Below are 25,203 nucleotides of genomic sequence, written 5' to 3'. Positions count from 1 at the left end.
GTACGGGCCGGTCAGACCGTGCATCGGGGGGACCGGAACGGCAAAGACCGGAACGGCGCCGTCCGGGGCCTGGGGCAGGCCTCGCCCGGGCCGGTTGCGGGAGGCGGCCACCCCATAGAGTGGGGCCGTGGTGACGAGGGAGGGTGCGGGCATGAGTGGTGACCGGGTGCTGTACGGGTGCATGGGACTGGGCGGGAGCTGGGAGCCCGGTCCCTACGGACCGGAGGACATCGACGCCGCCGAGGCGGCGATCAGCGCGGCCCTCGACAGCGGGATCACCACCTTCGACCACGCCGACATCTACCGCAGCGGCAAGGCCGAGGCCGTCTTCGGCGAGGTGCTCGCGCGGACGCCGGGGCTGCGCGAACGCATCACGCTCCAGACCAAGTGCGGGATCCGGCCGGCCGGCAAGGACCACCCGGGCCTGTACGACCTGCGCGGTCCGAGCGTGATCCGGCGCGTGGAGGAGAGCCTGGCCCGGCTGCGGACCGACGTGATCGACGTACTCCTCCTGCACCGCCCCGACCCCCTCGCGGACCCCGACGAGATCGCCTCGGCGCTGATGTCCCTGCACCGGCAGGGCCTCGTACGGCACTTCGGGGTGTCCAACATGGGAGCCGCGCAGATCGCCTCGCTCCAGTCCCGGCTCGACGTGCCGCTGGTGGCGAACCAGCTGGAGATGAGCCTGCACAGCCGGGACTGGGTCGAGGCCGGAGTGCTGCTCAACACCCCCGGCTCCACGCACAACGGCTTCCCCTTCGGCACGCTGGAGCACTGCCGCGACCACGGCATCCGGCTCCAGGCCTGGGGAGCGCTGGCGCAGGGCCGCTTCACCGGACTCCAGCAGACGGCCGCCGAACGGGCCACCGCGCAGCTCCTGGCCGAACTCGCCCGGCGCAAGGACACGACGCCCGAGTCGGTGCTGCTGTGGTGGGTGAGCCGGCACCCGGCCGGGATCGCCCCGGTCATCGGCACCGCCCGGCCCGAGCGGATCCGCGCCTGCCGGGACGCGGCGCTCCGCGAGCCGGACCTGACGCACGAGGAGTGGTACGAGCTCTGGGTCACGGCCAGGGGAGTCCCGCTGCCCTGAGCCGGCGGAGCCGGGGTGTGGGCCGCAGTCCGGCGCGGGGGGTTAGCCCCACCCGCACCGGCCGGTCTGCCGGATGGGTGGCGCGGGGCGGACCAACAAGGCTTGCCCCATGACGACTTACCCGCGCAAGACCCTGATCCTCACCCTCGCCGCCGCCACCGCGGCCACCGCACTGACCGCGACCGCCGCGGCCCCGGCGGCCGCCCGCACCGGGGCGGCGGCACCGGCCCTGACCTGGTACCCCTGCGCCCGGCCGGGCGGTCCCGGCACGCAGGAGTGCGCCGAACTGCCCGTCCCCCTCGACTACTCCGACCCCGACGGTCCGCAGATCACCGTCGCCGTCTCCCGCATCCCCGGCGACCGCCCGAAAGCCCGGCGCGGCTCCCTCATCGTGATCCCCGGCGGTCCGGGCGGATCCGGCGTCCAGCGGCTGGCGCAGAAGGGGGCGGCGCTGCGCGAGGAACTGGGCGGGTCCTACGACCTCGTCGCCCTCGACCCGCGCGGCGTGGGCGGCAGCACCACCGCGAGCTGCGCACTCGCCCCCGCGGACCGCTACCTGACCAGCCTGCGGTCCTGGCCCGGCTCCGGCGGCGAGATCGCCGAGAACGCCGCCCGTGCCCGCCGCACCGCCGAGGCCTGCGCCCGCAACGGCGGAGCCGTGCTGCGCAGCTTCACCACCGCCAACCAGGTCCGCGACATCGACCGGTTCCGGGCGGCGCTCGGCGAGCGCAAGCTGTCCGCCTGGGGCGTCTCGTACGGGAGCTACGTGGGGGCCGTGTACGCGCAGAAGTACCCGCAGCGCACCGACCGCTGGGTCCTCGACAGCAGCGGAGACCCCGACCCGCGGCGCGTCGCCCGCGGCTGGCTGGCCAACATGGCGCAGGGCGCGGCGGACCGCTTCCCCGACTTCGCGGCCTGGGCCGCCCACCCCGACCGGGACCGGGACGGACTGCGGCTGGCGCCGACCGCACAGGAGGTCGAGCCGCTGGTGCTCGCGCTCGCGGCCTCGCTGGACCGGGCGCCGCGCGAGTCCACGAGCCCGGGGGTCGCGCTGACCGGGAACGGCCTGCGCCAGGCCCTGCAGAACGCGCTCTACGGCGACTCCGCCTTCCCCTCCTTCGCCCGGCTCGTGCAGGCGGCCTCGGACCCGGCGCGGACCCCCGTGCTCCCGCCGGAGCTCGCGGGGCCGCTGCGCGACGAGGACGCCGCGGTCGTGGTCGGCGTCATCTGCAACGACGTGGCGTGGCCCCGCACGTCCACGGCCGCGTACCGGCGCGCGGTCGAGGCGGACCGTGTCCGGCACCCGCTGACGGCGGGCATGCCGGTGAACGTGCTGCCCTGCTCCTTCTGGAAGACCGGCCCCGTGGAGCCGCCGACCCGGATCACCGCCGAGGGGCCGTCCAACATCCTCATGGTCCAGAGCCGCCGGGATCCGGCGACCCCGTACTCCGGCGGCCTGAAGATGCGCGAGGCCCTCGGCGGGCGGGCCCGGCTGGTCACCGTCGAGCAGGGCGGCCACGGCGTCTACCTCGGCAACGGCAACGCCTGCGGCGACCGTACGGTCACCGCGTTCCTCACCACCGGTCAGCGGCCCGCCGCCGACACGTCCTGCGCGGGCTGACCGGCCCCGGCCGCGCCTGCGCGCCGCAGCCCGCGTCCTCACCGGCGCGGCCGCGGCCCGGGGCCGGCTGCCCGTCCCCGTACCGCCGCTCTTCCCCCTGAGCCACGGCCTCACTACCCGGCGCGCTGACCTCGGCCGTCGCCTTCGGCTCTTGCCGCCTACGGCGCCGCGGCCGCGGCCCCCGCCTTGCCCTCGGCCTCCCGGGAGGCCCGGCGGCGCAGCGCGTCCTCGTCGGTCTCCGCGTCGTAGGAGATCAGCTTGGGCAGCAGCGCCGCGAGCACCGCCACCGAGGCCACGCAGGCCAGACCGCCGCTCCAGAACGCGGTCCGGGTGCCGGTCCAGCCGGCCATGGTGCCCGCCCGTACCTGGCCGAGCTGCGGGCCCACGCTGTACGAGAGCACCTCGATGCCGGCGAGCCGGCCCCGCAGCCCCTCGGGGATCGTCTGGTTCCAGATCGTGGCGCGCCCCAGCCCGCTGAGCATGTCGCCGGCCCCCGCCACCGCGAGGCACAGCAGCACCAGCCAGATGTCCGCGAACCAGCCCGCGGCCGCGATGGCCAGCCCCCACACGGCCGCCCCGCACACCACCAGCAGCCCGTGCCGGCGTACCCGCGAGGTCCAGCCGCTGGTCAGCCCCAGCACCAGGGAGCCCACCGCGCCCGCCGCGTACATCAGGCCCAGGGACCACTCCGCGTCGAGCTCGTCCGCGAGGAACGGGAAGATCGCGTTCGGGAACGCGAAGAACATCGCCGCGAGGTCGACGGCGTACGTGCCGAGCAGGACCGGACGGCTCCACGCGTAGCGGGCGCCCTCGGCGATCCCGCGCAGCGAGGGGCGCTCGGCGCCCCCCACGGGCGGAGCCGGCGCGAGCCGCAGGCACAGCAGTACGGAGACGAGGAAGCCGACGACGGTGACCGAGTAGGCCGCGGCGTACCCGGCGTACGCGACGACCAGGCCGGCCAGCGCCGGGCCCGCGATCGCGCCGAACTGGTAGCGCAGCCCGTTCAGCGCGGCCGCGGCCGTCAGCTGGTCGTGCGGCACGATCCGCGCCATCAGCGAGTCCAGGGCCGGCCGCTGGAGCCCGGTCAGCGCCGAGACACCGGCCGCCACCACGTACAGCGGCCACAGCAGCGGGTCCGGGAGCAGCGCGTTCACCAGCAGGACCAGCGCGAGCACCCCGAGACCGGCCTCGGTCAGCAGGATCAGCCGGCGCCGGTCGACGGCGTCGGCGAGCGCGCCGCCGTACAGCCCGCAGACCACCAGCGGTATGAGCTCCACCGCTCCCATCGCGCCGACGGCCAGCGGCGAGTCGGTCAGGTGTTTGATCTGGAGCGGCAGCGCGATCATGGCCATGAACGAGCCGAAGAACGTCACCGTGCCCTGGTAGAAGAGCAGGCGGAAATCGCGGCCGGAACGCCATGGGGTGAAGTCGGGCAGCACGGCGGCCCAGCGGGAAGTACTCACGAGAGGCCATCGTCCGTGTTCGGCTCCGGTCCGGCAACGGATTTATTCACGATTTGTCCACCACGGACGGGCGAATCCGGAGCCGCGCGCGTGCCATCGGGGCTCCGCGGTGGCACCCATGGCTCATGCCGCCGGTGTCAGCGTTCCTCCGTACGGCCGCCTCGTACGCCTGGCGCCTGCTGGTCGTCGGCGCCGCCGTCTACGCGGTCTTCGCCGTCCTGGGCCGCTTCCACGAGATCGGCGTGGCGCTCTTCCTCGGCCTCGTCGTCACGGCGCTGCTCTCCGGAGCCGCCCGCCGGCTGGGCCGCGTACTGCCCCGGTCCCTGGCGGTCGCCGTGTGCCTGCTCGGCAGCGCGGCGCTGCTGCTGGGCGCGCTGGCGCTGGTGGGCGAGGCGGTGGCGGGGGAGAGCACCACCCTGGTCCGGGAGTTCCGCGAAGGCCTGGGCCGCATCGAGCGGTGGCTGGAGCAGCCGCCCTTCCGGCTCAACCCCGGGGCGCTGTCGGACGTCCAGTCCCGCGTCGGGCAGTACCTGTCGAGCCACCGCTCGACCCTGCTCAGTACGGCGCTCAGCGGAGCCGGCCACCTGGTGGCGGTGCTCACCGTCCTCGCCCTCGCCGTGTTCTCCGCCGTGCTCTTCCTGCACGGCGGAGACCGGCAGTGGGCCTGGTTCTGCGCGCAGCTGCCCGCGTCGGCCCGCGAGCGGGTGGCCGTCGCCGGGCAGGCCGCCTGGCGCACGTTCACCGGCTACACCCACGGGATCGTGCTGGTCGCGGCGACGAACGCGGTCCTCGTCGGCGTCGCCCTGTACTTCCTCGGGGTCCCGCTGGCCGTCCCCCTGGCACTGCTGGAGTTCCTCGCCGCCTTCGTCCCGCTCATCGGCTCCCCGGTCGCGCTCGCCGTCGCCGCGGTGGTCGCGCTGGCCGCGCAGGGGCCGCTGGTCGCGGGCGTGGTGGTCGCGCTGATCGTGGTCATCGGCCAGATCGAGGGGCACCTGCTGCACCCGCTGGTGATGAGTTGGGCGGTGCGGCTGCACCCGCTGGTGGTGGCGATCTCGGTGGTCGCGGGCGCCATCGCCGCCGGAGTGGTGGGCGCGGTCGTCGCGGTGCCGCTGGTCTCGGTGATCTGGTCGGTGCGCACGGCCCTGCGCGACGCCCGCCTCGGGAACTCGCCCTGACCGGCGCCGTACGTCGTGCACAATCGGCGGATGAGCGATGAAGACCCGTACCTCTGGCTGGAAGAGATCACCGGCGAGGCCGCCCTCGGGTGGGTCCGCGAGCGCAACGACGAGACGGTGGCCGCGCTGACCGGGACCCCGGCCTTCAAGGTGCTGGAGAGCGCGATCCGCGAGGTCCTCGACGACGACGGCAGGATCCCGTACGTCGTCCGCCGCGGCGGCCACCTCTACAACTTCTGGCAGGACGCCGAGCACGTGCGCGGGCTCTGGCGGCGCACCACGCTGGAGGAGTACGTCAAGGACCGGCCCCTCTGGGAGCCGGTCCTCGATCTCGACGCCCTGGCCGAGGCCGAGGGGGAGAAGTGGGCCTGGGCGGGCAGCCGGGTCCTGGGCCCCGACCACCGCCACGCCCTGGTGCTGCTGTCGCGGGACGGAGCGGACGCCTGCGTGGTGCGCGAGTTCGACCTGCTGACCCTGGAGTTCGCCGAGGGCGGGTTCGAGGTCCCGGAGGGCAGGACCACCATCGGGTGGATCGACCGCGACGAGGTCTGGATCGGTGCGGACTTCGGCCCCGGCTCGATGTCGGGCTCGGGCTACCCGCTCCAGGTGCGCCGCTGGCGGCGCGGCACCCCCCTGGCCGACGCCGAACTCGTCTACGAGGGCCGGCCCTCCGACATCTCGGCCTCCGGCTGGTACGACGACACCCCGGGCTTCGAACGGCACTTCCTGCACCGGCAGATCGACTTCTGGCACCAGGAGCTGTTCCTGCTCCCGGAGGGCGGACCGGCGGCGCGGCCCGAGAAGGTCGGCGTACCGGACGACGCCGGCGCCTCCGTCCACCGGGAGTGGCTGATCGTGGCCCCGAAGTCGCCGTGGCTCGGCCACGGCGCGGGCACGCTGCTGGCCTTCGACTTCGACGCCTTCCGGACCGGCGGGCGGGAGGCGACGGTGCTGTTCACCCCGGACGCGCACACCGCGCTCGCCGGATGGAGCTGGACCCGCAACCACCTGATCCTCACCACCCGTGCCGACGTCTCCTCCCGGATGGAGCTCCTCACCCCGGGACCGGGCGCCGACGGCTGGCGCCGGGCGCCGCTGGCCGGGGTGCCGCCGCTGTCCACGGCCTCCGTCACCTGCACCGACCCGGACGTCGGCGACGAGTACTTCCTGAACGTCTCCGGCTACCTCCAGCCGTCCACCCTCTACCGGGGCACGGCGGGCGGGGGCGCGGGCGAGAGCGTGAAGCGGGGGCCGGCGCTGTTCGACACCGAGGGCCTCGACGTGCGGCAGCACTTCGCGGTCTCCGCGGACGGCACCAGGGTCCCGTACTTCGTCGTCGGCCCCGAGGACCGGCCCGGCCCCGGGCCCGCGCTGCTGTACGGGTACGGCGGCTTCGAGATCTCCATGGTCCCGCAGTACAGCGCGGTCACCGGCCGGGCCTGGCTCGCGCGCGGCGGCACGTACGTCGTCGCGGGCATCCGCGGCGGGCACGAGTACGGGCCGGACTGGCACAAGGCCGCCCTCGGCGCGAACCGGGTGAAGGCCTTCGAGGACTTCGCCGCCGTGGCCCGGGACCTCACCGAGCGCGGCATCACCACCCCCGCCCAGCTGGGCATAGAGGGAGGCAGCAACGGCGGCCTGCTCATGGGCGCGATGCTCACCCGCTACCCGGAGCTGTTCGGCGCCGTCGTCTCGCTCGTGCCGCTCACGGACATGCTCCGCTTCCACCGGCTGCTCGCGGGCGCCAGCTGGACCGCCGAGTACGGGGACCCGGACAACCCCGCCGACCGGCCCCACCTGGCGGAGATCTCCCCCTACCACCGGATCCGGACCGAGGGACCCGCGTACCCGCCCCTGCTGCTGCTCACCTCGACCCGCGACGACCGCGTCCACCCCGGGCACGCCCGCAAGATGGCCGCCCGGCTGCGCGAGCACGGCCACCCCGTGCTGTTCCACGAGCACCTGGGCGGCGGCCACTCCGGGGCCACCGACCACGAGCAGACGGCGTTCAACGAGGCGCTCGTGCACACCTTCCTGTGGGAGCGGCTGACCCCGGGCGCCTGACTCACCGGCGCAGCGACGCCGCCACCGGCAGGTGGTCGCTGGCGGTGGCCGGAAGGGTCCACGCGGAGACCGGCGTCAGGTCCTGGACCAGGATGTGGTCGATGCGGGCCACGGGGAACCGCGCGGGCCAGCTGAAGCCGAAGCCCGCGCCCGCCACCTCCTGGGCCGAGCGGAAGCGGTCCGTCACGTCCGCCAGCACCCGGTCGTCGGTGGTGGCGTTGAAGTCGCCGAGCAGGAGCGTGCGCCCGGCCGGGGCGGAGGCCAGCTCCGCGGCCAGCCGTCCGGCGGCCTCGTTGCGGTTGCCGGTGGTGAAACCCGAGCCCAGGCCGATCCGTACGGAGGGCAGATGGGCCACGTAGACGGTGAGCGGGCCCCCGGGGGTCTCGGCGGTGGTCCGCAGGGCGCTGCGCCACGGCACGAGCGGCACCCCGGCCGTATCGCGCAGGGGGTAGGTGCTCCACAGCCCGACCGTGCCCACCACCGCGTGGTACGGGTGGCTTCCGGCGAGCGTCCGCTCGTACTGGTCCAGCGCGGGCCGGGTGAGTTCCTCCAGCGCGATCAGCTGCGCGCCGGAGGCGGCGAGGGCGCGGGCGGTGCCCACCGGATCGGGGTTCGCGTCGTCCACGTTGTGCGTGACGACGGTGAGGTCCGCCGGCCCGCCGGCGCCCCGGTCGAGGAACGTGCCGCCGTGGATGGCGGCCCAGGTGACCGCGGGCAGCAGGACGGCGGCCAGCGCCACCCGGGAGCGGCGCAGCAGCGCGGCCGCGAGCAGCGCCGCGACCGCCGCGGCGGTCCAGGGCAGGAACGTCTCGACGAGGCTGCCGAGGTGGGGGCCCCGGTCGGGGATCCGGCCGTGCAGCGGCATCAGCAGGGTCACGAGGACGGCGAGGGCGGCGATCAGCCGGCCCCGGCCGACGCGCGGGACGCGGTCGGTGCGGGGGAGGGACCGGCGGCGGGGCGGGGCCGTCGGCGTGACTGCGGGCACGTTCATGACCTTGAGGACGTCCGCAAGGGGGTGCGGGGTTCTGCCCGCGCCGCCCGCGCCGCCCGCGCCGCTCGCGCCGCCCACGCTGCTCGCGCTGCTCGCGCGTCCCGTGCGTCCCCTGCCTCGCGCCGCCCTTCGGCCCGCGGTCGCGGCTTCCGCCCGCTGCCGCTGCCGACGCTACCCCGAGGTCCGCTCGGTGCCCTGACCCGCGGCGCGCATCCGCCGCACCCGGCGGCGGCGCAGCAGGAGGCCGCCGGCCGCGCCGGCTAGGGCCGCCGCGGCGACGCCCGCCGTGGTCCACCAGACGGTGTGGTCCAGGCTGCCGGCGGGCGTGTTGGCGGCATCGGACGCGGTCGCGCCGGGGGCGGCGGCGGAGGCCGACGCGGACGCGGCCGCGGACGCCGGTGCGGCGGCGGACGCCGGTGCGGTCGGCGCCGGTGCCGGTACCGAGGCCCCGGTGGTGGGCGCCGGGTCCACCACGGGTACGGAGACGGAGAGGTCGCCGTGGCCGAGGGCCGGGAAGCCCACGTCGACGCTGACCTTCCAGGCGCCGGGCGGCAGGGTCTCGGCGGTGGTCCAGCCCGCGGGTCCGGCCGCGATGTCGCGGATCAGGCGCCAGGGTCCGGCCGTACGGGAGCCGTCGGCGCTGACGGCGTTCACGGTGGCGGCGACGGCCTCGTCGACGGGGTCGCCGTCGTTCTCCCAGGTGATGTCTGCGGTGACGTGGCCGTCCCGCTGCCCGGTCACCGTCACCTTGACGGTGTCACCGTGGGCGTGGGCGACGACGGGGGTCAGGAACATGAGGCCGACTGCGGCCAGCAGGGCCGGGAAAGCGATTCGTATGCGCATCGTGGCGGTGCTCCGGGTGGCTGGGGTGAGGGGACCGGCGGACGGCCGCGTCGTGCGGCCGTCCGCCGGTGGCGGGCCGGTGCCCGGGTGGTCGCGGACCACCCGTCAGCCGGTCAGCGGGCCGGTCGACCGGTCGGTCAGCCGGCCTTCTGGACGGTCCACGCCTGCGCGGCGCGGCCGTCCGTGCGCTGGAGGTCGAGCAGCCAGTTCCCGTAGTAGGGGCGGTTGCTCACGGTCAGCGCGAAGCCGCCGCTCGGGTCCGTGACGGTCACCGCGCCGCCGCGGGACGTCAGCTTCCAGGCCTGCGCGCCGTTCGAGCCGCAGGTCTGCTGCGCGACCCACATGCCCGCGGCGGGGGTACCGCCCGGCTGCAGGCACTTGCCGGAGACCGCGGACCGGATGCGGACCTGCCCGCTGCCCGCGTCGTCGAAGAACCACTGCTGCTGGGCGTAGCCGTTGGCCCGCGCGCCGACGAGCACGGTGCCGTCCGCGCCGCGGCCGCCCCAGACCTCGGCGTTCATGCCGGTGCTGCCGTTGCCGAGCAGGTACTTGGTGCCCGGGGTGGTCGCGCCGCCGCCCGCGCCCTTCGTACGGAACGAGGCGGCCTTGCCCGGTCCGCTGTCACGGCCGGAGGCGTCGCGGACCGAGACGGTGACCGAGTACGCGGTGTTGGGCTGGAGGTTGTAGATGCGCAGCGCCTGCGACTGCACCCAGGCGAGGTGCTTGCCGCCCAGCATGACCTGGTACCAGGCGGCGCCCTCGACCTTGGGCCAGCTCACCACGACGGAGTCCGACTGGATCTGGCCGGCCGTCACGGCCGGTCCGCCGGTGGGCTTCTTGGTCGGCGTCGGCGTGGGCTTCTTGGTGGGGCTGGGGTTCGGGTTCGGCCCCGGGTCGGTGCCGCCGCCGCCCTTGTTCTTCATCAGGAACTGGTTGTCGGCGATGTTCCAGTGCGTGGCGAGGTAGCTGCCCGCCTTGGGACTGGTGTGGAAGTAGTCGTCGTGGTTGCAGTCCAGGATGTTCTCGGAGGCCTGGTTGGTGCAGATGTTGCGCATCTGCGGGTAGTACGGGGTGTCCGAGTAGCACATGACGTCGAACTCGTCGGTGCAGTGCGCGCCGCGGCTGGTGTTCGGGGCGCTGTTGTTGACCGCGCCCAGGTTGTGGCCGAGTTCGTGCGCGGCGGTGTGCCCGCCCCAGCAGCCGGAGTCGGTACGCCCGTACGAGGGGCCGAAGTTGCTCAGGTTGGCCTGGCCGGGGCGCTCGTCGCCGTTGAAGGTGCCGATGCCGCAGTAGACCTGACTGTCGGCGAAGATCATGTACTTGCGGTCGCGGCGGTCGAGCCCCTTGGCGGCGAGCGCGGCGTTGGTCGCGCTGAACTCCGCCAGCGCCGAGGCCGGGAGCTCGATGTTGAGCACGGTCGGGGTGCAGTCGGCGGCCGTCACGTAGCGGATGTGCCGGATCCCGCCGGTCTCCTTGGCGCTGGCCGCGTAGATGAGGTCGGCGTCGGCCGCCCACTTGCGGAACGAGGCGACGTACTCGGAGTAGCGGTCGCGGCCGGGAGCGTGGATGTAGACCACCTGGACGCGGTTGCCGGTGCTGCCGTCGCCGTCGCACTGCACGGTCTGGCCCGCGGGCCCGGCGGCGACGGCCTGGCCGCCGGCGGCCGAGGCCGCGGGGGCGGGCGCCTTCGCGGACGCGGCGGTGGCGTCGGCGGCGGGCGCGTCCTGAGGACGCCCGCCGCCTTCCGTGGTGGCCGGGTCGTCGGTCGCGGGCTTGGCCGGGTCGGCCGCCGGGGCCGAGGCCTGGACGGCCGGTGCGATGTCCTTGGTGATGTCGACGCCCTTGGGCGGGGCGTCGGGGCCGTGGGTGCAGTGGCCGGCGCCGGTGCGGTAGACGCCGACGCACTTGTCGCCCTTCGGCGCGACTTCGAGGCCGTCGTAGACCATGCCGCGCGCGCTCTCGTTGGCGGGCGCGTTGGCTATGGGCTCCGGTTCCTGGTCGCGGGCGGGGGCGGCGGCCGGCGCGGCGGCTTCCACTCCGGCGGCCTCCGTGGGGGCCGCGGCCTGGGCCCCGTCACCGCTTCCGGAGTACGCGATGCCTCCGGCTATCACCGCCGCCGCGGCCATGGCGGCGGTGAGGAGTATCAACCGCCTGGGTTTGCGGCGGTGTTCGCGCCGTCTGCGTCGTCCTGGCATGGGCACCTCAAATCGAGATCGGAACACTGGGTGCGCGGAAGCCTGCCAGACGAATGCGCCGGAGAATTCGGACAAAGAGGAGCGCGCCTCGAGAAATCGTTCCGTTACCTGTTGGTCAGATTTGACGAACCATCAAGTGCCAATAAAACAAGGACAGTTACGCGCGTCGCATGCGATTGGTCCAGTCCTTTAAGGGGTAGTCGTTATCGAACCGTAATATGAAGCGGAGTCTTGTTGACGGGAATTCAGTCAGCCATTCATCCAATAACTACCTGTCGAATTCCCTCCGTTACGACCCGTGAGGAACCGTCCGCATCCCGCTGCTAGTCACCGACAACGGGACAATCGGTGCCCGCCCGGGACGCGGGTGGGCCGCGGCGGGGCCGGGGACGACCGCCCCCGCCCGGCCCGTGGACGGCGGGTCAGGCTTCGGCGGCGCTCAGGTCGAGGCGGGCCAGGCGCTCGGGGTCCGTGAGGATGTCGAGGGCAGTGATCCTGCCGTCCCGCACGGTGAACGCCATGACCGACAGCGGCCGGCCCTGCGACCGCGAGACCACGCCCGGCAGGCCGACGATCGGGTCGGGGATGCGCACCAGCCCGTCCTGGTCGTGCAGCGGGGCCTCGCGCCGCGCGGTCCGCGAGCGCGGCATGTCCAGGCACACCCGGCCGGTCACCGTGGTCAGCCGGCCGCCCAGGTTCTCCACCGCGTCGGCGTCCGAGCGGCTCAGCTTGAGCCAGGCCTCCTGGACGGCGCCCTCCGCCTCGCTGACCTAACCCGGCATGCGGTAGGCGACGGCCCGCAGGTGGCTGCGGTGCTCCTCGAACCGCCGCGCCAGAAGCTCGTGGTCGCTCATCCGTCACATCCCCGTGTTCCGTCGCGTCCGGTGCGGTAACGGACGATAAGCGACGGCCCGTTGCCACGGCGGCAGCGTGATCGTTTGAGTGGCTGACGGGTGACCGGGCGGCCGGGCGGTCACCGACCGATACGTGAGGCGAGTGGTCTGCATGCGGATGGCGCGCAGGACGGTTCTGCGGGCGGCTTCGGCCGGCGCCCTGGCGGCGCTGGCGGGCCGCCCCCCGACGGCCGCCGCGGCAGCGGCCGCCCCCGCGCAAGGCCCCCCGGCGGGGGACCCGGTCCGGCTGCGCTTCACCCGCGCCACCAACGGGTCGGCGACCGCCACCGCCACCGGTGACCGCGTCATCGCGGAGGTCCAGAACATCCTCTGGTCCCTGCCCGCCGACGGATCGCCCGCGACCCCGCTCACCCCGCCCGACCTGGAACCCGGCCGCCCCGTCTTCTCCCCGGACGGCCACCGGGTGGCGATGAGCGCCTACCGCGGCGGCACTTTCCACATCTGGGTGATGCGCCCCGACGGATCGGGCCTGCGCCCGCTCACCGACGGGCCGTTCGACCACCGTGCGCCCGCCTGGTCACCCGACGGCCGCACCCTCGCCTTCTGCTCCGAACGCGGCGGCGATCCGGTCGCGGGCAGCCCGTACCGGATCTGGACGGTCACGGTCGCCGACGGCCGCCTGCGCCGCCTGACGGGCCTGCCGGGTCAGTCCGGCCCCGGTCAGGGCGGCGGCCCGGCCGGCCGGCAGGACGAGGCGGGCGCGTGGGAGGACTTCGACCCCGTCTGGTCGCCGGACGGCTCCCGGGTGCTGTTCGTCCGCGGCACGCTCACCGGCGAGAGCCTGACCGCCCGGACCCTCGCCTCCGTCTCCGCCGACGCCCAGGGCCCCGTACGGACCGAACACACCGTCGGGGACGGCAGCCTGCGCACCCCCGCGCTCTCCCCGGCCGGGCGCACCGCCTGGCTGTCCGCCGCCCCGGGCCCCCGGAAGGCCGAGAACCTGAGCCTGTACGTGGACGGCCGCCGGGTCGCCCTGGACGGGGACCTCGCCCCCGCACCGCCGCGCTGGATCGGCGACGACCGCCTGTTGATCACCCTCGACGGCCGCTTCCTGGTGATCGAACCGGGCCGGGACACCACCGGCCGGGTGATCCCCCTCGACGCCACCCTCGAAGTGACCCGCCCCCGGCGCCGGTTCAAGGAGTACGCCCTGGAGGCCGGGCGGAGCCGCCCGGTACGCGGCATCCACCTGCCGTGCCTGTCGCCCGACGGCCGCAGCATCGCCTTCGCCGCGCTCAACGCCCTGTGGATCGCGCCCGTCACCGGCGGTGCGCCGCGCAGGATCGTCCAGGCCCCCGCCACCGCGTACGTCCAGGGGCCGGTGTGGACCCCGGACGGCCGCGCCCTGGTCTACACGGACGACCGCGAGGGGCTGAACACCGTACGCCGCAGGGAACTCGACGGCGGCCGCGAGAGCTTCCTCGCCGCGGGCGGCCGCGTCTACGGAGCCCTGTCGCCCGACGGCGGGCGGCTCGCCTGCCTGGACCTCGCCGGACGGCTCCTCGTCCGCGACCTCGCGACCGGCGCCGAGACCCCCCTGGCCGCCGCCCTCGGCGGCGGCGGCCTGCCCGGCCCGCCCAGCTGGTCGCCCGACGGACGGTACGTCGCCCTGTGCGACCGCAACCGCCTCAGCCGCCGCTTCCGCGAGGGCTACAACCTGATCCGGATCGTCGACACCACCACCGGCTCCGCCCGCCTTCACGCGCTCGCCCCGCACGCCTCCCTCTCGGACCGCTACGCCTCCGGCCCGGTCTGGTCCCCCGACGGCCGGTTCCTGGCCTGCGTCAGCGAGTCGGCCCTGTGGCTGCTGCCCGTCGCCCCCGACGGCACCCCCGCCGGCCCGGCCCGCCCGCTCACCGACGAGCCCGCCGACCACCCCTCGTGGTCCGCGGACTCCCGCACCCTCCTCTACCAGTCAGGCGCCCGGCTGCGCCTGCTCACCCTGGACGGCTCGGGCGCGCCCGCCGCCGGACCCCGGACCGTGCCGCTCGCCCTGAGCCACCGCCGGCCCGCCCCCGTCGACACCGTCGTGCACGCCGGACTGCTGTGGGACGCCACCGGCCGCCCGCCCCGCGCCGACGTCGACATCCTGATCAGCGGCGGCCGCATCACCGCCGTCGAGCCCCACCGGCCCGGCCGCCGCGCGGCGCGCCTCGTCGACGCCTCCGCCGACACCGTCCTGCCCGGCCTGTGGGACGCGCACGTCCACCCGTACCCCTACACCTACGGTGCCCGGCAGGGCGCGCTGCACCTCGCGTACGGGGTCACCACCGCCGTCTCCCTCGGCGGCTCGGCCTACGAACAGGCCCGGCTGCGCGAGGACATCCGGGCCGGCCGGCTCACCGGGCCCCGGCTGCTGGCCGGCGGCGAGCTCCTCGACGGCTCCCGGGTCGCCTACACCATGGGCCGCGCCCACCGCACCCGCGCGGGGTTCGCCCGCTCGCTCGCCCGGGCCGAGGCGCTGGACTGGGACTTCGTCAAAACCTATGTCCGTGCCCCGTACGCGTTCATGGAGGAGGCAGCCCGGTTCGCGCACGACCGGCTCGGCGTGCTCGCCGGCTCCCACCTGTGCGCCCCCGGCGTACAGGCCGGCCAGGACCTGACCACGCACCTGGTGGCGACCGAGCGCGCCGAGTACGGCCACGGCGCCACCCCGGCGGGCCACACCCACCAGGACACCCTGGAGGTCTACACCCGGGGCGGCTTCGACCTCATCGCCACGCCCTTCACGGCCCTGCCGCTGATCGGAGCCGATCCGGCGCTCGCCGCGGACCCCCGGGTGACGGCCCTGATGCCGCCCTGGGACGTGGAGGCCGTCCGGGCGGCCGCCGCCCACCCGCCGACCGCGGAGCAGAACGAGGTCCTGGAACGGGAAGTCACCACCTACCGGCGGCTTCTGGCGGGCGGCGGCCGGCTGGCGCTCGGCACCGACGCCCCGCTCACCCCGGTCGGCCTCCACCTCCACCTGGCCCTGCGCGCCCTGCACCGGTACGGACTGTCCCCGGCGGAGGCGCTCACCACCGTCACCCGCACCCCGGCCCGCGTGTTCGGCGTGGCCGACCGCCTCGGCACGGTCGAGGCCGGCCGGATCGCCGACCTCACCCTCGTCGACGGCGACCCCTTCACGGACTTCGACGACCTGGTCCGCGTACGGGCGACCGTGCGCGGCGGGATCGTCGGCGAACGGGCCACGCTGGAACGGGCCTTCACCCGGTCCGCCGCCCCCGGTACGGCCGGCGAGCCGGCCCGGCCCGCCGGGGACTGGAGCGCCGTCCTGGACCAGATGCTCCGCGACGGCTGCTGTACGGACGCGGGCTAGGCGGTCTTGGCGGTCTATGCGTTCTAGCCGAGCGGCAGGAGGCCGGGGCGCTTCGCGGTGCGGCCGTCGCCGGAGGAGCGGCCGCGCAGCCGGCGGCCGATCCACGGGCCGAGGAACCCGGCCACCCAGCGCAGTTCGGCTCCCGCGGTCCGCAGTGGGCCGGGCGCCCGCCGCGGCGGCAGGGGGAGGGTCCAGGAGTCGTCGCTGCCGGGAAGGCCGACGGCCTCGGCGAGGGCGGCCGCGATCCGCGCGTGCCCGAGCGCGCTGACGTGCAGGCGGTCCGCGGTCCACAGCCGCGGATCGGTGGCGACGGGCTGCGCGGCGATCTCGGCGACCGTGACCCCGTGCCGGGCGGCCGCATCGCGGACGCGGTCGTTGAGGGCGTACACGCGCGAGGCGATCGGCCGGGCCAGCGGTGCGATCTCGCCCAGGTCGGGGACGGTCACGGTCATCACACGGGCCCCGGCTGCCGTGAGCGCCGCGTACATCTCCTCGAGGTGCCCGGCGACCTCGTCGGCGTCGAACCGGGGCCGGAGCAGGTCGTTGACCCCGGCGACGACGGTGACCAGGTCGGGGCGCAGGGCCAGGGCGGGCGCCAGCTGTTCGGCGCGGACCTGGCCGGCCAGGCGCCCGCGCACGGCGAGGTTGGCGTAGCGCAGTCCGGGGCTCGCGGCCGTGAGGTGTTCGGCGAACCGGTCGGCGAAGCCCCGCAGTCCGGTGGTGTCGTCGCCGTCGCCTATCCCCTCGGTCTGGCTGTCGCCCAGGGCTACGTAGCGAAGATACGTACCGTTCGTCATGATTGCTGGTCCTTTCCCCCGGTCAGTCTTTCCCTCAGGACGGCCGCGGTCCGCAGGCACCAGTCGCGGTGGCCCTGCTCGAAGGCCACACCGCGCAGGCAGGTCAGGTAGCCGCCGATCCGCTCGCCGCGCCGGAGGAACTCCGCCTCGTCCGTGTCGCCGCGCATCCGCCGCAGCAGGGTGTCGAGCAGTTCCAGCTTGGCCTCGGCGGCGAGCGCCCGGGCTTCGAGCTGTTCGATCACCGGCCGGGTCCCGATGCGGTCGGCGGTCTGCACCTTGACGAGCAGGTCGTCGCGGATGACCGAGGGCTTGGCGGCGGCCGCCGCGAACTCCTCCAGCGCGGCGCGACCGGCGTCGGTGACGTGGAAGAGGCGCTTGTTGGGCCGGTTCTCCTGGACCACCTGGCGGCCCGCCACCAGGCCTTCCTTCTCCAGCTTGGCCAGCTCGGCGTACAGCTGCTGGGGGACCGCGGGCCAGAAGTTGGCGACGCTGACGTCGAACACCTTGGCCAGCTGGTACCCGCTGTACTCACCGTCGAGCAGCGCCGCCAGCACGGCGTGTCGCAAGGCCATCGCGGCAGCCCCTTCCCTTGCCTCGTCCGTCCGGTGCATCATACTCAAGAAAGTGACTAGTCATATCCTTGAGTATCAGGAGGGGTCATGGAGACTGCCGAACGCTTCCGCGCCGCCGTGGAGAAGCGCGATTTCAGCGTGCTGGACGACCTGTTCACCGAGGACATCCGGTTCTACAGCCCGGTGAAGTTCACCCCGTTCGAGGGAAAGCCGATGGTGCTGGGCCTCTTCGGCGTCCTGCTGCGCGTGTTCGAGGACATCCGCTACGTCGGCCACCTGGAGGGCGTGGCCGAGACCGGGGCCGACGGCACGCAGGCCCCCACCGAGATCCTGCCCTTCCGGGCGGTGGTGGACGGCAAGCAGATCCACGGGATCGACATGCTCCAGCTCGGCGAGGCGGGCCGGGTCAAGGAGTTCACCGTGATGGTCCGCCCGCAGTCCGCCGTCCAGGCGCTGGGCCAGGCGGTCCTGGCCGGCCTGGTGGCCGACGGCCTGGTCCCCGACCCGGCCCAGTCGGGCAAGCCGTAGCCCAGGCGCCGAACGGCCTGCGGCCTAAGGCCTCTTCTCGCCGTCGGCGAGGATGAGGTCGGCGGCGTAGTGCGGGCACGCCGCGGTGTGCCAGGTCACCGACAGCGAGTCCGCCACGGCGCTCAGGGTCCGCGCGACCCCTTCCTTGTCGGTGGCCCGGCAGTACGGGCAGACAACGGTCCTGGGGCGCAGAAAATCGAGCATGGTCACGTCCTTCCCGCGGGCAGTGTGCGCACGGACTGGTCCAGAAGTATCAAATCCCGGCGCGATCGGGTCGCGATACCCACGAGTACGCACAAACCGTTCTCATCAGACTCCGCGGCCGAGTTGTCAGAGCTGCCTGGCAGGATCGGAGGCATGAACCTTCCCGTCCCTCTTCCGTCGGAACCCCACAGGTCGGAGGCGTACGCCGACTGGGTGCGCGCCCACGCCCCGGGCGCGGAAGCCGCCGCGGCCGGCCTGCTCGCCGACGTGCGCGACCGCGTGGCGCGCGCGTACCCGAAAGCGGGCCGCGCCTTGGACGGGATGACCTCACTCGCCCGGGGGCTGCCGCCGGCCCATCTGCCCTGGTTCTGGGACACGATGGCCCACCGCCTCGTCTCCTGGGACCCGAAGACCGCCGGGCGCGCCTACACCCTGGCGCGCGCCGCCGAGCGGGAGCACGCCCTGCCCGTCGACCCCGCCTGGCGCCGGGAGAACGCGCTGCTGCTCGCCCGCGCCGGCGCCCTGCCCGCCAAGGAGTTGAGCGGCCATCAGGGATGGCTGGCCGAGCAGCTCGCCCCCGCCGACGCACACGCCGAGTACGTACGGGTCCTCACCGCCTGGGCCGCCTCGCCCGGGGAACCGCCCGCCGACCTGGCCCGCAGGGTCCGGGCGTCGGCGCGCGCCGCCGGGCTCGGCCCGGCCGACGAGGCGCGGGTGCTGGCCCCGCTGATCGGCGCGGCGCGCGGGAAGGCCGTACCGGACACCCTGCTCGACGCGGTCGCCGCGCTGCTGGCCGACCACCCGCAGGACGACGAGGCGAACGCCCGGCTGCTGGAGGTGTTCCCGGAGTCGAGGAACGACGCGGCGGCCTGGCTGCGGCTCCTGCTGCGCTCGGGCGCGGCCGGCGCGGCGGCCGCCGGGCGGATCACCCCGGAGGGCGGCCTCGCCGCCTGGCTGGGGCGCTACACCCGGGCGTACTCCCACCGCAGGGAGCCGTACGGGGGCGTGTCCCGGCAGCCGATGCCGCCGGAACTGCTTGACCTGGCGGCCCGGTTCGCACCCCGGCTGCGCGCGGCCGGACAGCCCCTCCGGCTGCACGAGGACCGCTACCACTGGCCCGGCCTGGACGCGGACCTGCTCGACCTCTGCCTCGCCGAAGGGCTCGCGGTGGAGGACCCGGGCGAGGCGGTCCGGCTCCACTTCTGGGGCGAGCGGTCGCGGCGCGACCTCAAGGCCCTCGCGGCCGACCCGGTGTTCGGGCCGCGGCTGGAGGGCACCGTGCACGCCGGACTGCGGGGCACGGGCACGGCGATCACCCGGCTCCCGGAGAACGCGGGCATCGCCGCCGAAGTGCACAGCAGGATCGAGAGCCTGATCGGCGCGCTGTCGGGCGGCGGACTGGCCGCGGCGGACGAGGCCGTGGGCGAACTGCACGGCCTGCTCGACCGGCCGACGGCCACGGCCCTGGAGGGCATCGAGGAGGTACTGGCCTCCCTGGACCTGACGGGCTCCCTCGCGCGCACCCTGCGCGCCGGCCTCCCCGAGGAGCTGGGCTGGCCGGCACTGGACACGGCGCTCGCCGGCTTCGCCCCCAGCGGGCTCGCGGGCGTCACCTGCACCTGGCCCGTCCTGACGCTCTACGACCGGGAGGGCGCCGTCGCCGTCGGTCCCTCGGAGGTGCGCGCGGCCTGCGCGTTCCGGCTGCCCGAGGAGGCCACGCACCACGCGGTCCACTTCGCGGGCGGCCAGTTCCTGGTGAGCTGGACGACGGACCCCAAGAGCCCCTTCGCCACCCACGCCTTCTGGTCCGGCAGCCCGGACGAGGTGTTCCGGCCGGAGCAGTCGCGGGGGCTGCGGCCCTACCAGGGCAGCATCCAGGGCGGTTTGGGCTACCAGTTCGAGAGCGCGGACGGCGCGGGCCGGCACGACGGCGAGGGGGTCCTGCGGCCCGGCGGCCGCGAAGGCATCCGGCACCACGACTTCCAGATGGGCGACGGCTCCGGCATCTGGAGCTCCGAGGTCTTCTCCTCGGGCGACGACTGGGCCCGTGTCGACCCCGTGACCGGGGTGCGCGCCGCCGAGGCCACCCTGCCCGAGTTCCACCGCACGGCCGAGCCGCCGCCCGGAACGGCCCTCTTCCGGGACCAGCTGACGCTGGCGGCCCTGCCGGCGGGCGCAACCGCCTCGCCCCTGGGCCAGGACGGGAACCTGACGGGCTGCCGGGTGCTGTACCGCACGCCGTACGCGGGCCCCTCGCCCAGCGACTTCCTGCTGGAGGGGATCGACGGCCGGCGCGCCCGCTACCGCAGCAGGCGCCCCGGCCGCCGCCCCTGGGGCATCGTCCGGATGCCCCAGGGCGGCGAGGACGCCGTGCTCGCGGGCGAGTCGGCCATCCGCTGCCACGCCGCCGAGGACGGCTCCCTGCTGTGGGAGGTGCACGGCCTGCACGGCCCCGACCGCTCCTACCGCGACCGGCCCTCCTCCCACAGCGCGGGCCCGGTACCGCCGCCCGCCTACTGGCACTTCCTCGCCCCCCGGGACGAGCCGTCGTCCAAGGCACTGCGCGCGATCGGCGACGAGGCCGTACGGGCGCTCCTCGAAGCGGCCGGCGAAGCGGGCGTGCGCGCCGTGATCGGCCGGGCGCTGCCCGAGGTGACCGAGCCGCGCGTGGTGGACGGCGTGGTCCGCGCGGCGCTGCTCGCCGCCGACGTCCGGCGGCGGCGCGAGGAACTGTCCCGCCGGGTCGGCATCATGCGCTCCGGACCGGTGGTGCGGCTCGCCGAGCCCGTCGCGGACACCGTGCTGGCCCCCGCGCTCGGCGGGCTGCTGCCCGAGGTCCGGCCGTACGACGCCTTCGTGCCCGGGCCGCATCCCGCGACCCTGACGGCGCTCGCCGCGGACGGCCGCCACCTGCGGGGCGAGATCGACGACGAGACGCGCCGGCTGGCCCTGCCCGCCACCCCGGCCGAATGGGCCGCGCTGCTGGGCGGCATCGACGCGGTGGCCTGGCGGGCCGCCGTCGACACCACCGCCGAGGCGGAGCGCGCGGCCCTGGCGGCCCTGCTGGAGACGTGGAGCGGCCAGCCGTACGCCGAGCACGGCAGCCGGTGGCGCACCGGCCGGGCGCCCGAGGCCGAGCTGGCACACTGCCGGGCGGCAGGCGGTCGCGTGGCCTCCGGCCCCGAACGCAGCGGCCTGGCACGGTTCGTACAGCCCGCGGCCGACCCGGCGCCCGGGGCCGGAGCGGGAGCTGGGGCCGCCGATCCGGCGGACCCGGCGGACCGCGCGTACGAGACGGTCACCATCGGCCGGGACGACGCGGCGCGGCTGCCGCGGCTGCTGCGCACGGTGGCCGAGCGGGGACCGCTCGCGCTGCCTTCCGAGGCACTGGAGCTGTTCTCGCGGCGTACGGGAGTCCGGCGCCCGATCGCCGCCCTGGTCCTCGGCGGGCTGCCCCGGCGGGCGAACCACGACGAGCACCTCAAGCTGCTGCGCGCGGCGCCGTACAAGGCCAACCAGGCCGCGGCCCGCCAGTACGACGACTTCTGCCACCGCCTGGGCGACGCCGGGCGGCGTGCGCTGCTCGCGGCGGGCCTACCCGAGGACCCGGCCGGGGTGTGGGAGGAGGGCGCGATGGCCGCGGCGGCCGAACGGATGGCCGCGGTCTGGGCGGAGCGGCTCGGCACCACCCCGTATGTGGACGAGGAGCTCGCGGCCGCACTGGAGGCCGATCTGGGCCTGGGCGACGGCTGGGCCCGCGCGCTGGCGGCCGGGGGAGCCGCGGCGGCCGGGACCCCGGGCGGCGGGTACGTCCTCGTGGGCAACCGGAGCGGCGGACTCGACCTGCACCACGCCGAGGCGGACGGCAGCGCCGGCCGCCGGGTGGGCGTCGCCGGGCCCTTCCCCGCCGAGCCCGCGTCCGTCGTGGCCTGGGCACTGACGGAGCGTCCGGTCGGCGACCCGGCGGTGCGCGGCGCAACCGCCCTGTACGGGGCCCTGCGGGCGCGGCTGGACGACCCGCGGACACTGATCCCGCTGTGCTGGAACGCGGCGCTGGGCCGCGCGGCGGTCCGGGACCCGGCCTTCCGCCCGTACGAGGGCACCGTCCTGCCCTGCCCCGAGCCGCCCTACCGGGAGGGCACCGAGCCGTCCGCGGCCTACGACGACGGGCTGTTCGTCGTCGCGTCCCCGGGCCGCGAGGTGTTCCTGCGCCCGGCCGCGCTGGCCGATCCGGAGCAGGTCGATCGCGCGGAGCGGCTCTGCGCCGAACTGGGCCTGCCCGGGGTGCTGGAGGCCCTCCGGCGGATCCTGGCCGTATGCGGTGAGGGCCCGGCCCGGATGGTGGCCCGGGCCGCGTCGACGCCCGTGCCGCCGGGCGGCTACGAGCTGAATCCGGCGCTCAGCGCCCCGGAGCTGGTCGCCGAGGTCGCGGGCACCCTCGGGGTCGGTGCGGACGCCGCCGCCCTGTACCTCCAGCTCCTGGCCCTGGCCCGGCCCACGGACCGCGGCGTCCGCCGCTGGAACGGCTGGACCCCCGCGCGCCACAAGGCGGCCCAGGCCGAACTGGAGGCGGCGGGCGCGATCCAGACCGGCAAGCGGGCCCGCGCGGGACGGACGGCCTTCGTGCCGGGGGAGTGGGCGGAGTTCAAGACCCCCCACCTGCCGCTGGAGACCGCCAAACTCCCCGCCCACGGGGTGTCCGCCGACACCTCGGACTTCCACGGCCCCTTCCAGCGCATCCTGCCGCCGGTCCCCGCGCACGAACTGTTCGCGACCGCCTGGGCGCGGGCCGGGGGCGGCTGACCCGCGGTCGGGCCGGGGGCGGCTGACCCGCGGTCGGGCCGGGGTCAGACCGCGCGGCCCGGCCCACGAGCGCACGATCCGGCCACCGTCAGCAGGCCGTCCGCCGTGGCCCCTGGCGATGGCCGACACATCCGCGGGTCCGAGTGTGGTGGGTACGCACATGGGAGCGGCGCGGGGCCGTCGCGCATGATTCCCGCCATGACAAGCGGAATCACTCCCGCGTTCGACGGGACAGCAGGTGCCGGCCTGGCGGGCCGCACCGCCATGGTGACCGGGGCCGGCAGCGGTATCGGGCGCGCCTGCGCCACGGCCCTCGCCGCGGCCGGGGCCCGCGTCCACGTCGTGGACATCGACGCCGACGCGGCCGCCTCCGTCGCCCAGCGGATCGGAGGCGTCCCGCACGTCGTGGACCTGGCCCAGGGCGCCCTCGTGGAGGGCCTGCCGGCCGACATCGACATCCTGGTCAACAACGCGGGGCTCCAGCACGTGGCGCCGCTGACCGAGTTCCCCCCGGACCGCTTCGAACTCATCCAGAAGGTGATGGTCCACGCCCCGTTCCTGCTGCTCCGCCGGACCCTGCCGCACATGCGGGCCCGGGGCTGGGGCCGGATCGTCAACATCTCCAGCGTGCACGGCCTGCGGGCCAGCGCGTTCAAAGCCGGATACGTGACGGCGAAGCACGCCCTGGAGGGGCTGAGCAAGGTCGCCGCCCTCGAAGGCGCCCCCCACGGCATCACCAGCAACTGCGTCAACCCCGGCTACGTGCGCACGCCCCTGGTGGAACGGCAGATCGCCGCACAGGCCGCCGCACACGGCATCGACGCCGACCAGGTGGTCGGCGAGGTGATGCTCAGCCGCTCCGCCGTCAAGCGGCTGATCGAACCGGAGGAGGTGGCCGCCGTCGCCGTATGGCTCTGCGGACCCCACACGGGCTACCTCACCGGCGCCTCGATCCCCGTGGACGGCGGCTGGACCGCCGCCTGAACACCGCTCCCCGACCCACCGCACACCTCCCCCTTCCCTCCCGTCCCCAGCCGAAATGTGGGTATCCCCGCCATGCCATCCCAGACATCCCGGACATCCCCGAACTCCCAGCCGTCCCAGCCGTCCACCGGCGGCATCGGCCGCGTCATCAGCGCCAGCCTCATCGGCACCACCATCGAGTGGTACGACTTCTTCCTCTACGGCTCCGCCGCCGCCCTCGTCTTCAACAAGCTGTTCTTCCCCAGCAGCGAACCGCTCGTCGGCACCCTCCTCGCCTTCCTCACCTACGCGATCGGCTTCGCGGCCCGCCCGCTGGGCGGCCTGGTCTTCGGCCACTACGGGGACAAGATCGGCCGGAAGAAGCTCCTCGTGCTCAGCCTCCTCATGATGGGCGGCGCCACCTTCGCCATGGGCCTGCTGCCCACCCACGCGAGCATCGGCGTCGGCGCTCCGATCCTGCTGACCGTGCTGCGCCTGATCCAGGGCTTCGCCCTCGGCGGCGAGTGGGGCGGCGCGGTCCTGCTGGTCTCCGAGCACGGCGACGACAAGAACCGCGGGTTCTGGGCCTCCTGGCCGCAGGCCGGCGCACCCGGCGGCAATCTGCTCGCCACCGGCGTCCTCGCCCTGCTGGCCGCCGTCCAGTCCGACGAGGCCTTCCTCGCCTGGGGCTGGCGCATCCCGTTCCTGCTCTCCGGGGTGCTCGTGGTGATCGGCCTGTGGATCCGGGTGTCGGTCTCCGAGACCCCGCTCTTCCTCGAAGCCCAGGCCAAGGCCGCCGCCCAGGCCGCCGCGGGCACCGGCGGCGCCGAGAAGCCGCCCGTCGTGGAGGTGTTCCGGACGAACTGGCGGGGCGTGGTCACCGCGATCGGCACCCGCCTCGGCGAGAACATCTCGTACTACATCATCACCGCGTTCCTGCTCGTCTACGTGACCACCCACCTCGGCCTGTCCAAGAGCGACGGCCTGAACGCCGTCCTGATCGGCTCAGCCGTCCACTTCGTCACCATTCCGATGTGGGGCGCGCTGTCCGACCGGATCGGCCGCCGCCCGGTCACGCTGATCGGCTCGCTCGGCATGACCGGCTGGGCGTTCGCCTTCTTCGCGCTGCTCGACTCCAAGTCCTTCCCGGTCATCGCCGCCGCCGTCACGGTCGGACTGCTCCTCCACGGCGCGATGTACGGACCCCAGGCGGCCTTCATCTCCGAGATGTTCGACACCAAGGTCCGCTACTCCGGCGCCTCGATGGGATCCCAGCTCGCCTCCATCATCGGCGGCGCCCTCGCCCCGATCATCGCCGTGGCCCTGCTCGACGATTACGACTCCTCGCTGCCGATCTCGATCTACCTCGCGGCGGCCACGCTCATCACGAGCGCCACCGTCCTCGTCGCCCGCGAGACCCGCGGGCGTAACCTGGCCGGGCCGTACGCCGCGACCCCGGTGCCGGTGCCCGGCAGCCGCCGGGCCGGGGCCGACGCCGAGCTGACGTCCCCCGGCAACTAGCAAGGCAGCGCACCGCAGGCCGCCGCCGCGGGCGGCAGCGGCGGGCGGCCCCCGGCCCCCGGGAGCCCCCGGGGGTTATAAACAAAACCGAGCCCCCCCGACAATAGCAGTTCGGGGTTGGCGGGTTGTGGGGGTAATAT

Annotated in this window: 17 protein-coding genes; 9 read left to right on the top strand and 8 right to left on the bottom strand. The window is 75.0% G+C overall.

The window, feature by feature from the left end; translation table 11 throughout:
• Nucleotides 1-127 precede the first annotated feature (127 nt).
• A complete protein-coding gene (locus tag ACFWP3_RS32335) occupies nucleotides 128-1,090 on the top strand; it encodes an aldo/keto reductase family oxidoreductase (RefSeq protein WP_384228145.1) in 963 nt (320 codons plus the stop codon).
• A 109-nt stretch (nucleotides 1,091-1,199) separates the two neighbouring features.
• Nucleotides 1,200-2,711, top strand: coding sequence for an alpha/beta hydrolase (locus ACFWP3_RS32330; protein ID WP_384228143.1), 1,512 nt, complete (start codon nucleotides 1,200-1,202; stop codon nucleotides 2,709-2,711).
• A 158-nt stretch (nucleotides 2,712-2,869) separates the two neighbouring features.
• On the opposite strand, the gene ACFWP3_RS32325 is transcribed toward ACFWP3_RS32330, so the two are convergent.
• Complete coding sequence (locus ACFWP3_RS32325; protein WP_384228140.1) at nucleotides 2,870-4,174, bottom strand: MFS transporter; 1,305 nt, start codon at nucleotides 4,172-4,174, stop codon at nucleotides 2,870-2,872.
• Between the two features lie 125 nt (nucleotides 4,175-4,299).
• Between ACFWP3_RS32325 and ACFWP3_RS32320 the strand changes: the two genes are divergently transcribed.
• Nucleotides 4,300-5,349, top strand: coding sequence for an AI-2E family transporter (locus tag ACFWP3_RS32320; protein ID WP_384228138.1), 1,050 nt, complete (start codon nucleotides 4,300-4,302; stop codon nucleotides 5,347-5,349).
• A gap of 30 nt (nucleotides 5,350-5,379) precedes the next feature.
• Nucleotides 5,380-7,413, top strand: a complete 2,034-nt coding sequence (locus ACFWP3_RS32315) for a prolyl oligopeptidase family protein (protein WP_384228136.1) — start codon at nucleotides 5,380-5,382, stop codon at nucleotides 7,411-7,413.
• A 1-nt stretch (nucleotide 7,414) separates the two neighbouring features.
• Here the strand turns inward: ACFWP3_RS32315 and ACFWP3_RS32310 are convergent, their stop codons facing one another.
• The 4 genes from ACFWP3_RS32310 to ACFWP3_RS32295 form a co-directional block, all read right to left on the bottom strand.
• Nucleotides 7,415-8,482 (bottom strand): endonuclease/exonuclease/phosphatase family protein, encoded by a 1,068-nt coding sequence (locus ACFWP3_RS32310; protein WP_384228134.1) that lies wholly within the window; start codon nucleotides 8,480-8,482, stop codon nucleotides 7,415-7,417.
• Between the two features lie 93 nt (nucleotides 8,483-8,575).
• Nucleotides 8,576-9,247: a hypothetical protein gene (locus ACFWP3_RS32305; RefSeq protein WP_384228132.1), complete on the bottom strand. Its 672-nt coding sequence runs from the start codon at nucleotides 9,245-9,247 to the stop codon at nucleotides 8,576-8,578.
• 137 nt (nucleotides 9,248-9,384) lie between these two features.
• Nucleotides 9,385-11,394: an RICIN domain-containing protein gene (locus ACFWP3_RS32300; protein ID WP_384228130.1), complete on the bottom strand. Its 2,010-nt coding sequence runs from the start codon at nucleotides 11,392-11,394 to the stop codon at nucleotides 9,385-9,387.
• Nucleotides 11,395-11,864: 470 nt separating this feature from the next.
• Entirely contained in the window at nucleotides 11,865-12,146 is a 282-nt protein-coding gene (locus tag ACFWP3_RS32295) for a hypothetical protein (protein WP_384228128.1), read from the bottom strand.
• Nucleotides 12,147-12,447: 301 nt separating this feature from the next.
• Between ACFWP3_RS32295 and ACFWP3_RS32290 the strand changes: the two genes are divergently transcribed.
• Nucleotides 12,448-15,675: an amidohydrolase family protein gene (locus ACFWP3_RS32290; RefSeq protein ID WP_384228171.1), complete on the top strand. Its 3,228-nt coding sequence runs from the start codon at nucleotides 12,448-12,450 to the stop codon at nucleotides 15,673-15,675.
• Between the two features lie 23 nt (nucleotides 15,676-15,698).
• Here the strand turns inward: ACFWP3_RS32290 and ACFWP3_RS32285 are convergent, their stop codons facing one another.
• Together ACFWP3_RS32285 and ACFWP3_RS32280 are read right to left on the bottom strand one after the other, a co-directional pair.
• A complete protein-coding gene (locus tag ACFWP3_RS32285) occupies nucleotides 15,699-16,472 on the bottom strand; it encodes an SGNH/GDSL hydrolase family protein (protein WP_384228127.1) in 774 nt (257 codons plus the stop codon).
• Nucleotides 16,469-17,044 carry a PadR family transcriptional regulator gene (locus ACFWP3_RS32280; protein ID WP_384228125.1) on the bottom strand — a complete coding sequence of 192 codons (576 nt, stop codon included), beginning with the start codon at nucleotides 17,042-17,044 and terminating at the stop codon, nucleotides 16,469-16,471. The genes ACFWP3_RS32285 and ACFWP3_RS32280 overlap by 4 nt, the downstream gene beginning before the upstream one ends.
• Nucleotides 17,045-17,131: 87 nt before the next feature.
• On the opposite strand from ACFWP3_RS32280, the gene ACFWP3_RS32275 reads away from it, so the two are divergent.
• Nucleotides 17,132-17,572 carry a nuclear transport factor 2 family protein gene (locus ACFWP3_RS32275; RefSeq protein WP_384228123.1) on the top strand — a complete coding sequence of 147 codons (441 nt, stop codon included), beginning with the start codon at nucleotides 17,132-17,134 and terminating at the stop codon, nucleotides 17,570-17,572.
• A 24-nt stretch (nucleotides 17,573-17,596) separates the two neighbouring features.
• Here ACFWP3_RS32275 and ACFWP3_RS32270 read toward each other — a convergent pair whose 3' ends face one another.
• A complete protein-coding gene (locus ACFWP3_RS32270; protein ID WP_384228121.1) occupies nucleotides 17,597-17,776 on the bottom strand; it encodes a hypothetical protein in 180 nt (59 codons plus the stop codon).
• Nucleotides 17,777-17,929: 153 nt separating this feature from the next.
• On the opposite strand from ACFWP3_RS32270, the gene ACFWP3_RS32265 reads away from it, so the two are divergent.
• The 3 genes from ACFWP3_RS32265 to ACFWP3_RS32255 all read left to right on the top strand — a co-directional run bounded on the left by ACFWP3_RS32265 (nucleotide 17,930) and on the right by ACFWP3_RS32255 (nucleotide 25,063).
• Nucleotides 17,930-22,579, top strand: coding sequence for a hypothetical protein (locus ACFWP3_RS32265; protein ID WP_384228119.1), 4,650 nt, complete (start codon nucleotides 17,930-17,932; stop codon nucleotides 22,577-22,579).
• A gap of 198 nt (nucleotides 22,580-22,777) precedes the next feature.
• The gene (locus ACFWP3_RS32260) at nucleotides 22,778-23,563 is read left to right on the top strand and encodes a 3-hydroxybutyrate dehydrogenase (protein ID WP_384228117.1); all 786 of its coding nucleotides are present in this window, start codon (nucleotides 22,778-22,780) and stop codon (nucleotides 23,561-23,563) included.
• 72 nt (nucleotides 23,564-23,635) lie between these two features.
• Nucleotides 23,636-25,063, top strand: coding sequence for an MFS transporter (locus ACFWP3_RS32255; RefSeq protein WP_384228115.1), 1,428 nt, complete (start codon nucleotides 23,636-23,638; stop codon nucleotides 25,061-25,063).
• Nucleotides 25,064-25,203: the final 140 nt, after the last annotated feature.

The organism is Streptomyces sp. NPDC058525 (assembly GCF_042719495.1).
In the GTDB taxonomy this organism is placed as follows: domain Bacteria; phylum Actinomycetota; class Actinomycetes; order Streptomycetales; family Streptomycetaceae; genus Streptomyces.
The sequence above is the reverse complement of the archived record's forward strand: the minus strand, read 5'-3'. Positions and strand labels throughout refer to the sequence as shown.

Coding starts and splice junctions, on each gene's coding strand:
- ACFWP3_RS32330 (WP_384228143.1), top strand. CDS start 1,200: ATGACGACTTACCCGCGCAAGACCCTGATCCTCACCCTCGCCGCCGCC.
- ACFWP3_RS32275 (WP_384228123.1), top strand. CDS start 17,132: ATGGAGACTGCCGAACGCTTCCGCGCCGCCGTGGAGAAGCGCGATTTC.
- ACFWP3_RS32290 (WP_384228171.1), top strand. CDS start 12,448: ATGCGGATGGCGCGCAGGACGGTTCTGCGGGCGGCTTCGGCCGGCGCC.
- ACFWP3_RS32285 (WP_384228127.1), bottom strand. CDS start 16,472: ATGACGAACGGTACGTATCTTCGCTACGTAGCCCTGGGCGACAGCCAG.
- ACFWP3_RS32320 (WP_384228138.1), top strand. CDS start 4,300: ATGCCGCCGGTGTCAGCGTTCCTCCGTACGGCCGCCTCGTACGCCTGG.
- ACFWP3_RS32305 (WP_384228132.1), bottom strand. CDS start 9,247: ATGCGCATACGAATCGCTTTCCCGGCCCTGCTGGCCGCAGTCGGCCTC.
- ACFWP3_RS32255 (WP_384228115.1), top strand. CDS start 23,636: ATGCCATCCCAGACATCCCGGACATCCCCGAACTCCCAGCCGTCCCAG.
- ACFWP3_RS32260 (WP_384228117.1), top strand. CDS start 22,778: ATGACAAGCGGAATCACTCCCGCGTTCGACGGGACAGCAGGTGCCGGC.
- ACFWP3_RS32265 (WP_384228119.1), top strand. CDS start 17,930: ATGAACCTTCCCGTCCCTCTTCCGTCGGAACCCCACAGGTCGGAGGCG.
- ACFWP3_RS32270 (WP_384228121.1), bottom strand. CDS start 17,776: ATGCTCGATTTTCTGCGCCCCAGGACCGTTGTCTGCCCGTACTGCCGG.
- ACFWP3_RS32280 (WP_384228125.1), bottom strand. CDS start 17,044: ATGGCCTTGCGACACGCCGTGCTGGCGGCGCTGCTCGACGGTGAGTAC.
- ACFWP3_RS32315 (WP_384228136.1), top strand. CDS start 5,380: ATGAGCGATGAAGACCCGTACCTCTGGCTGGAAGAGATCACCGGCGAG.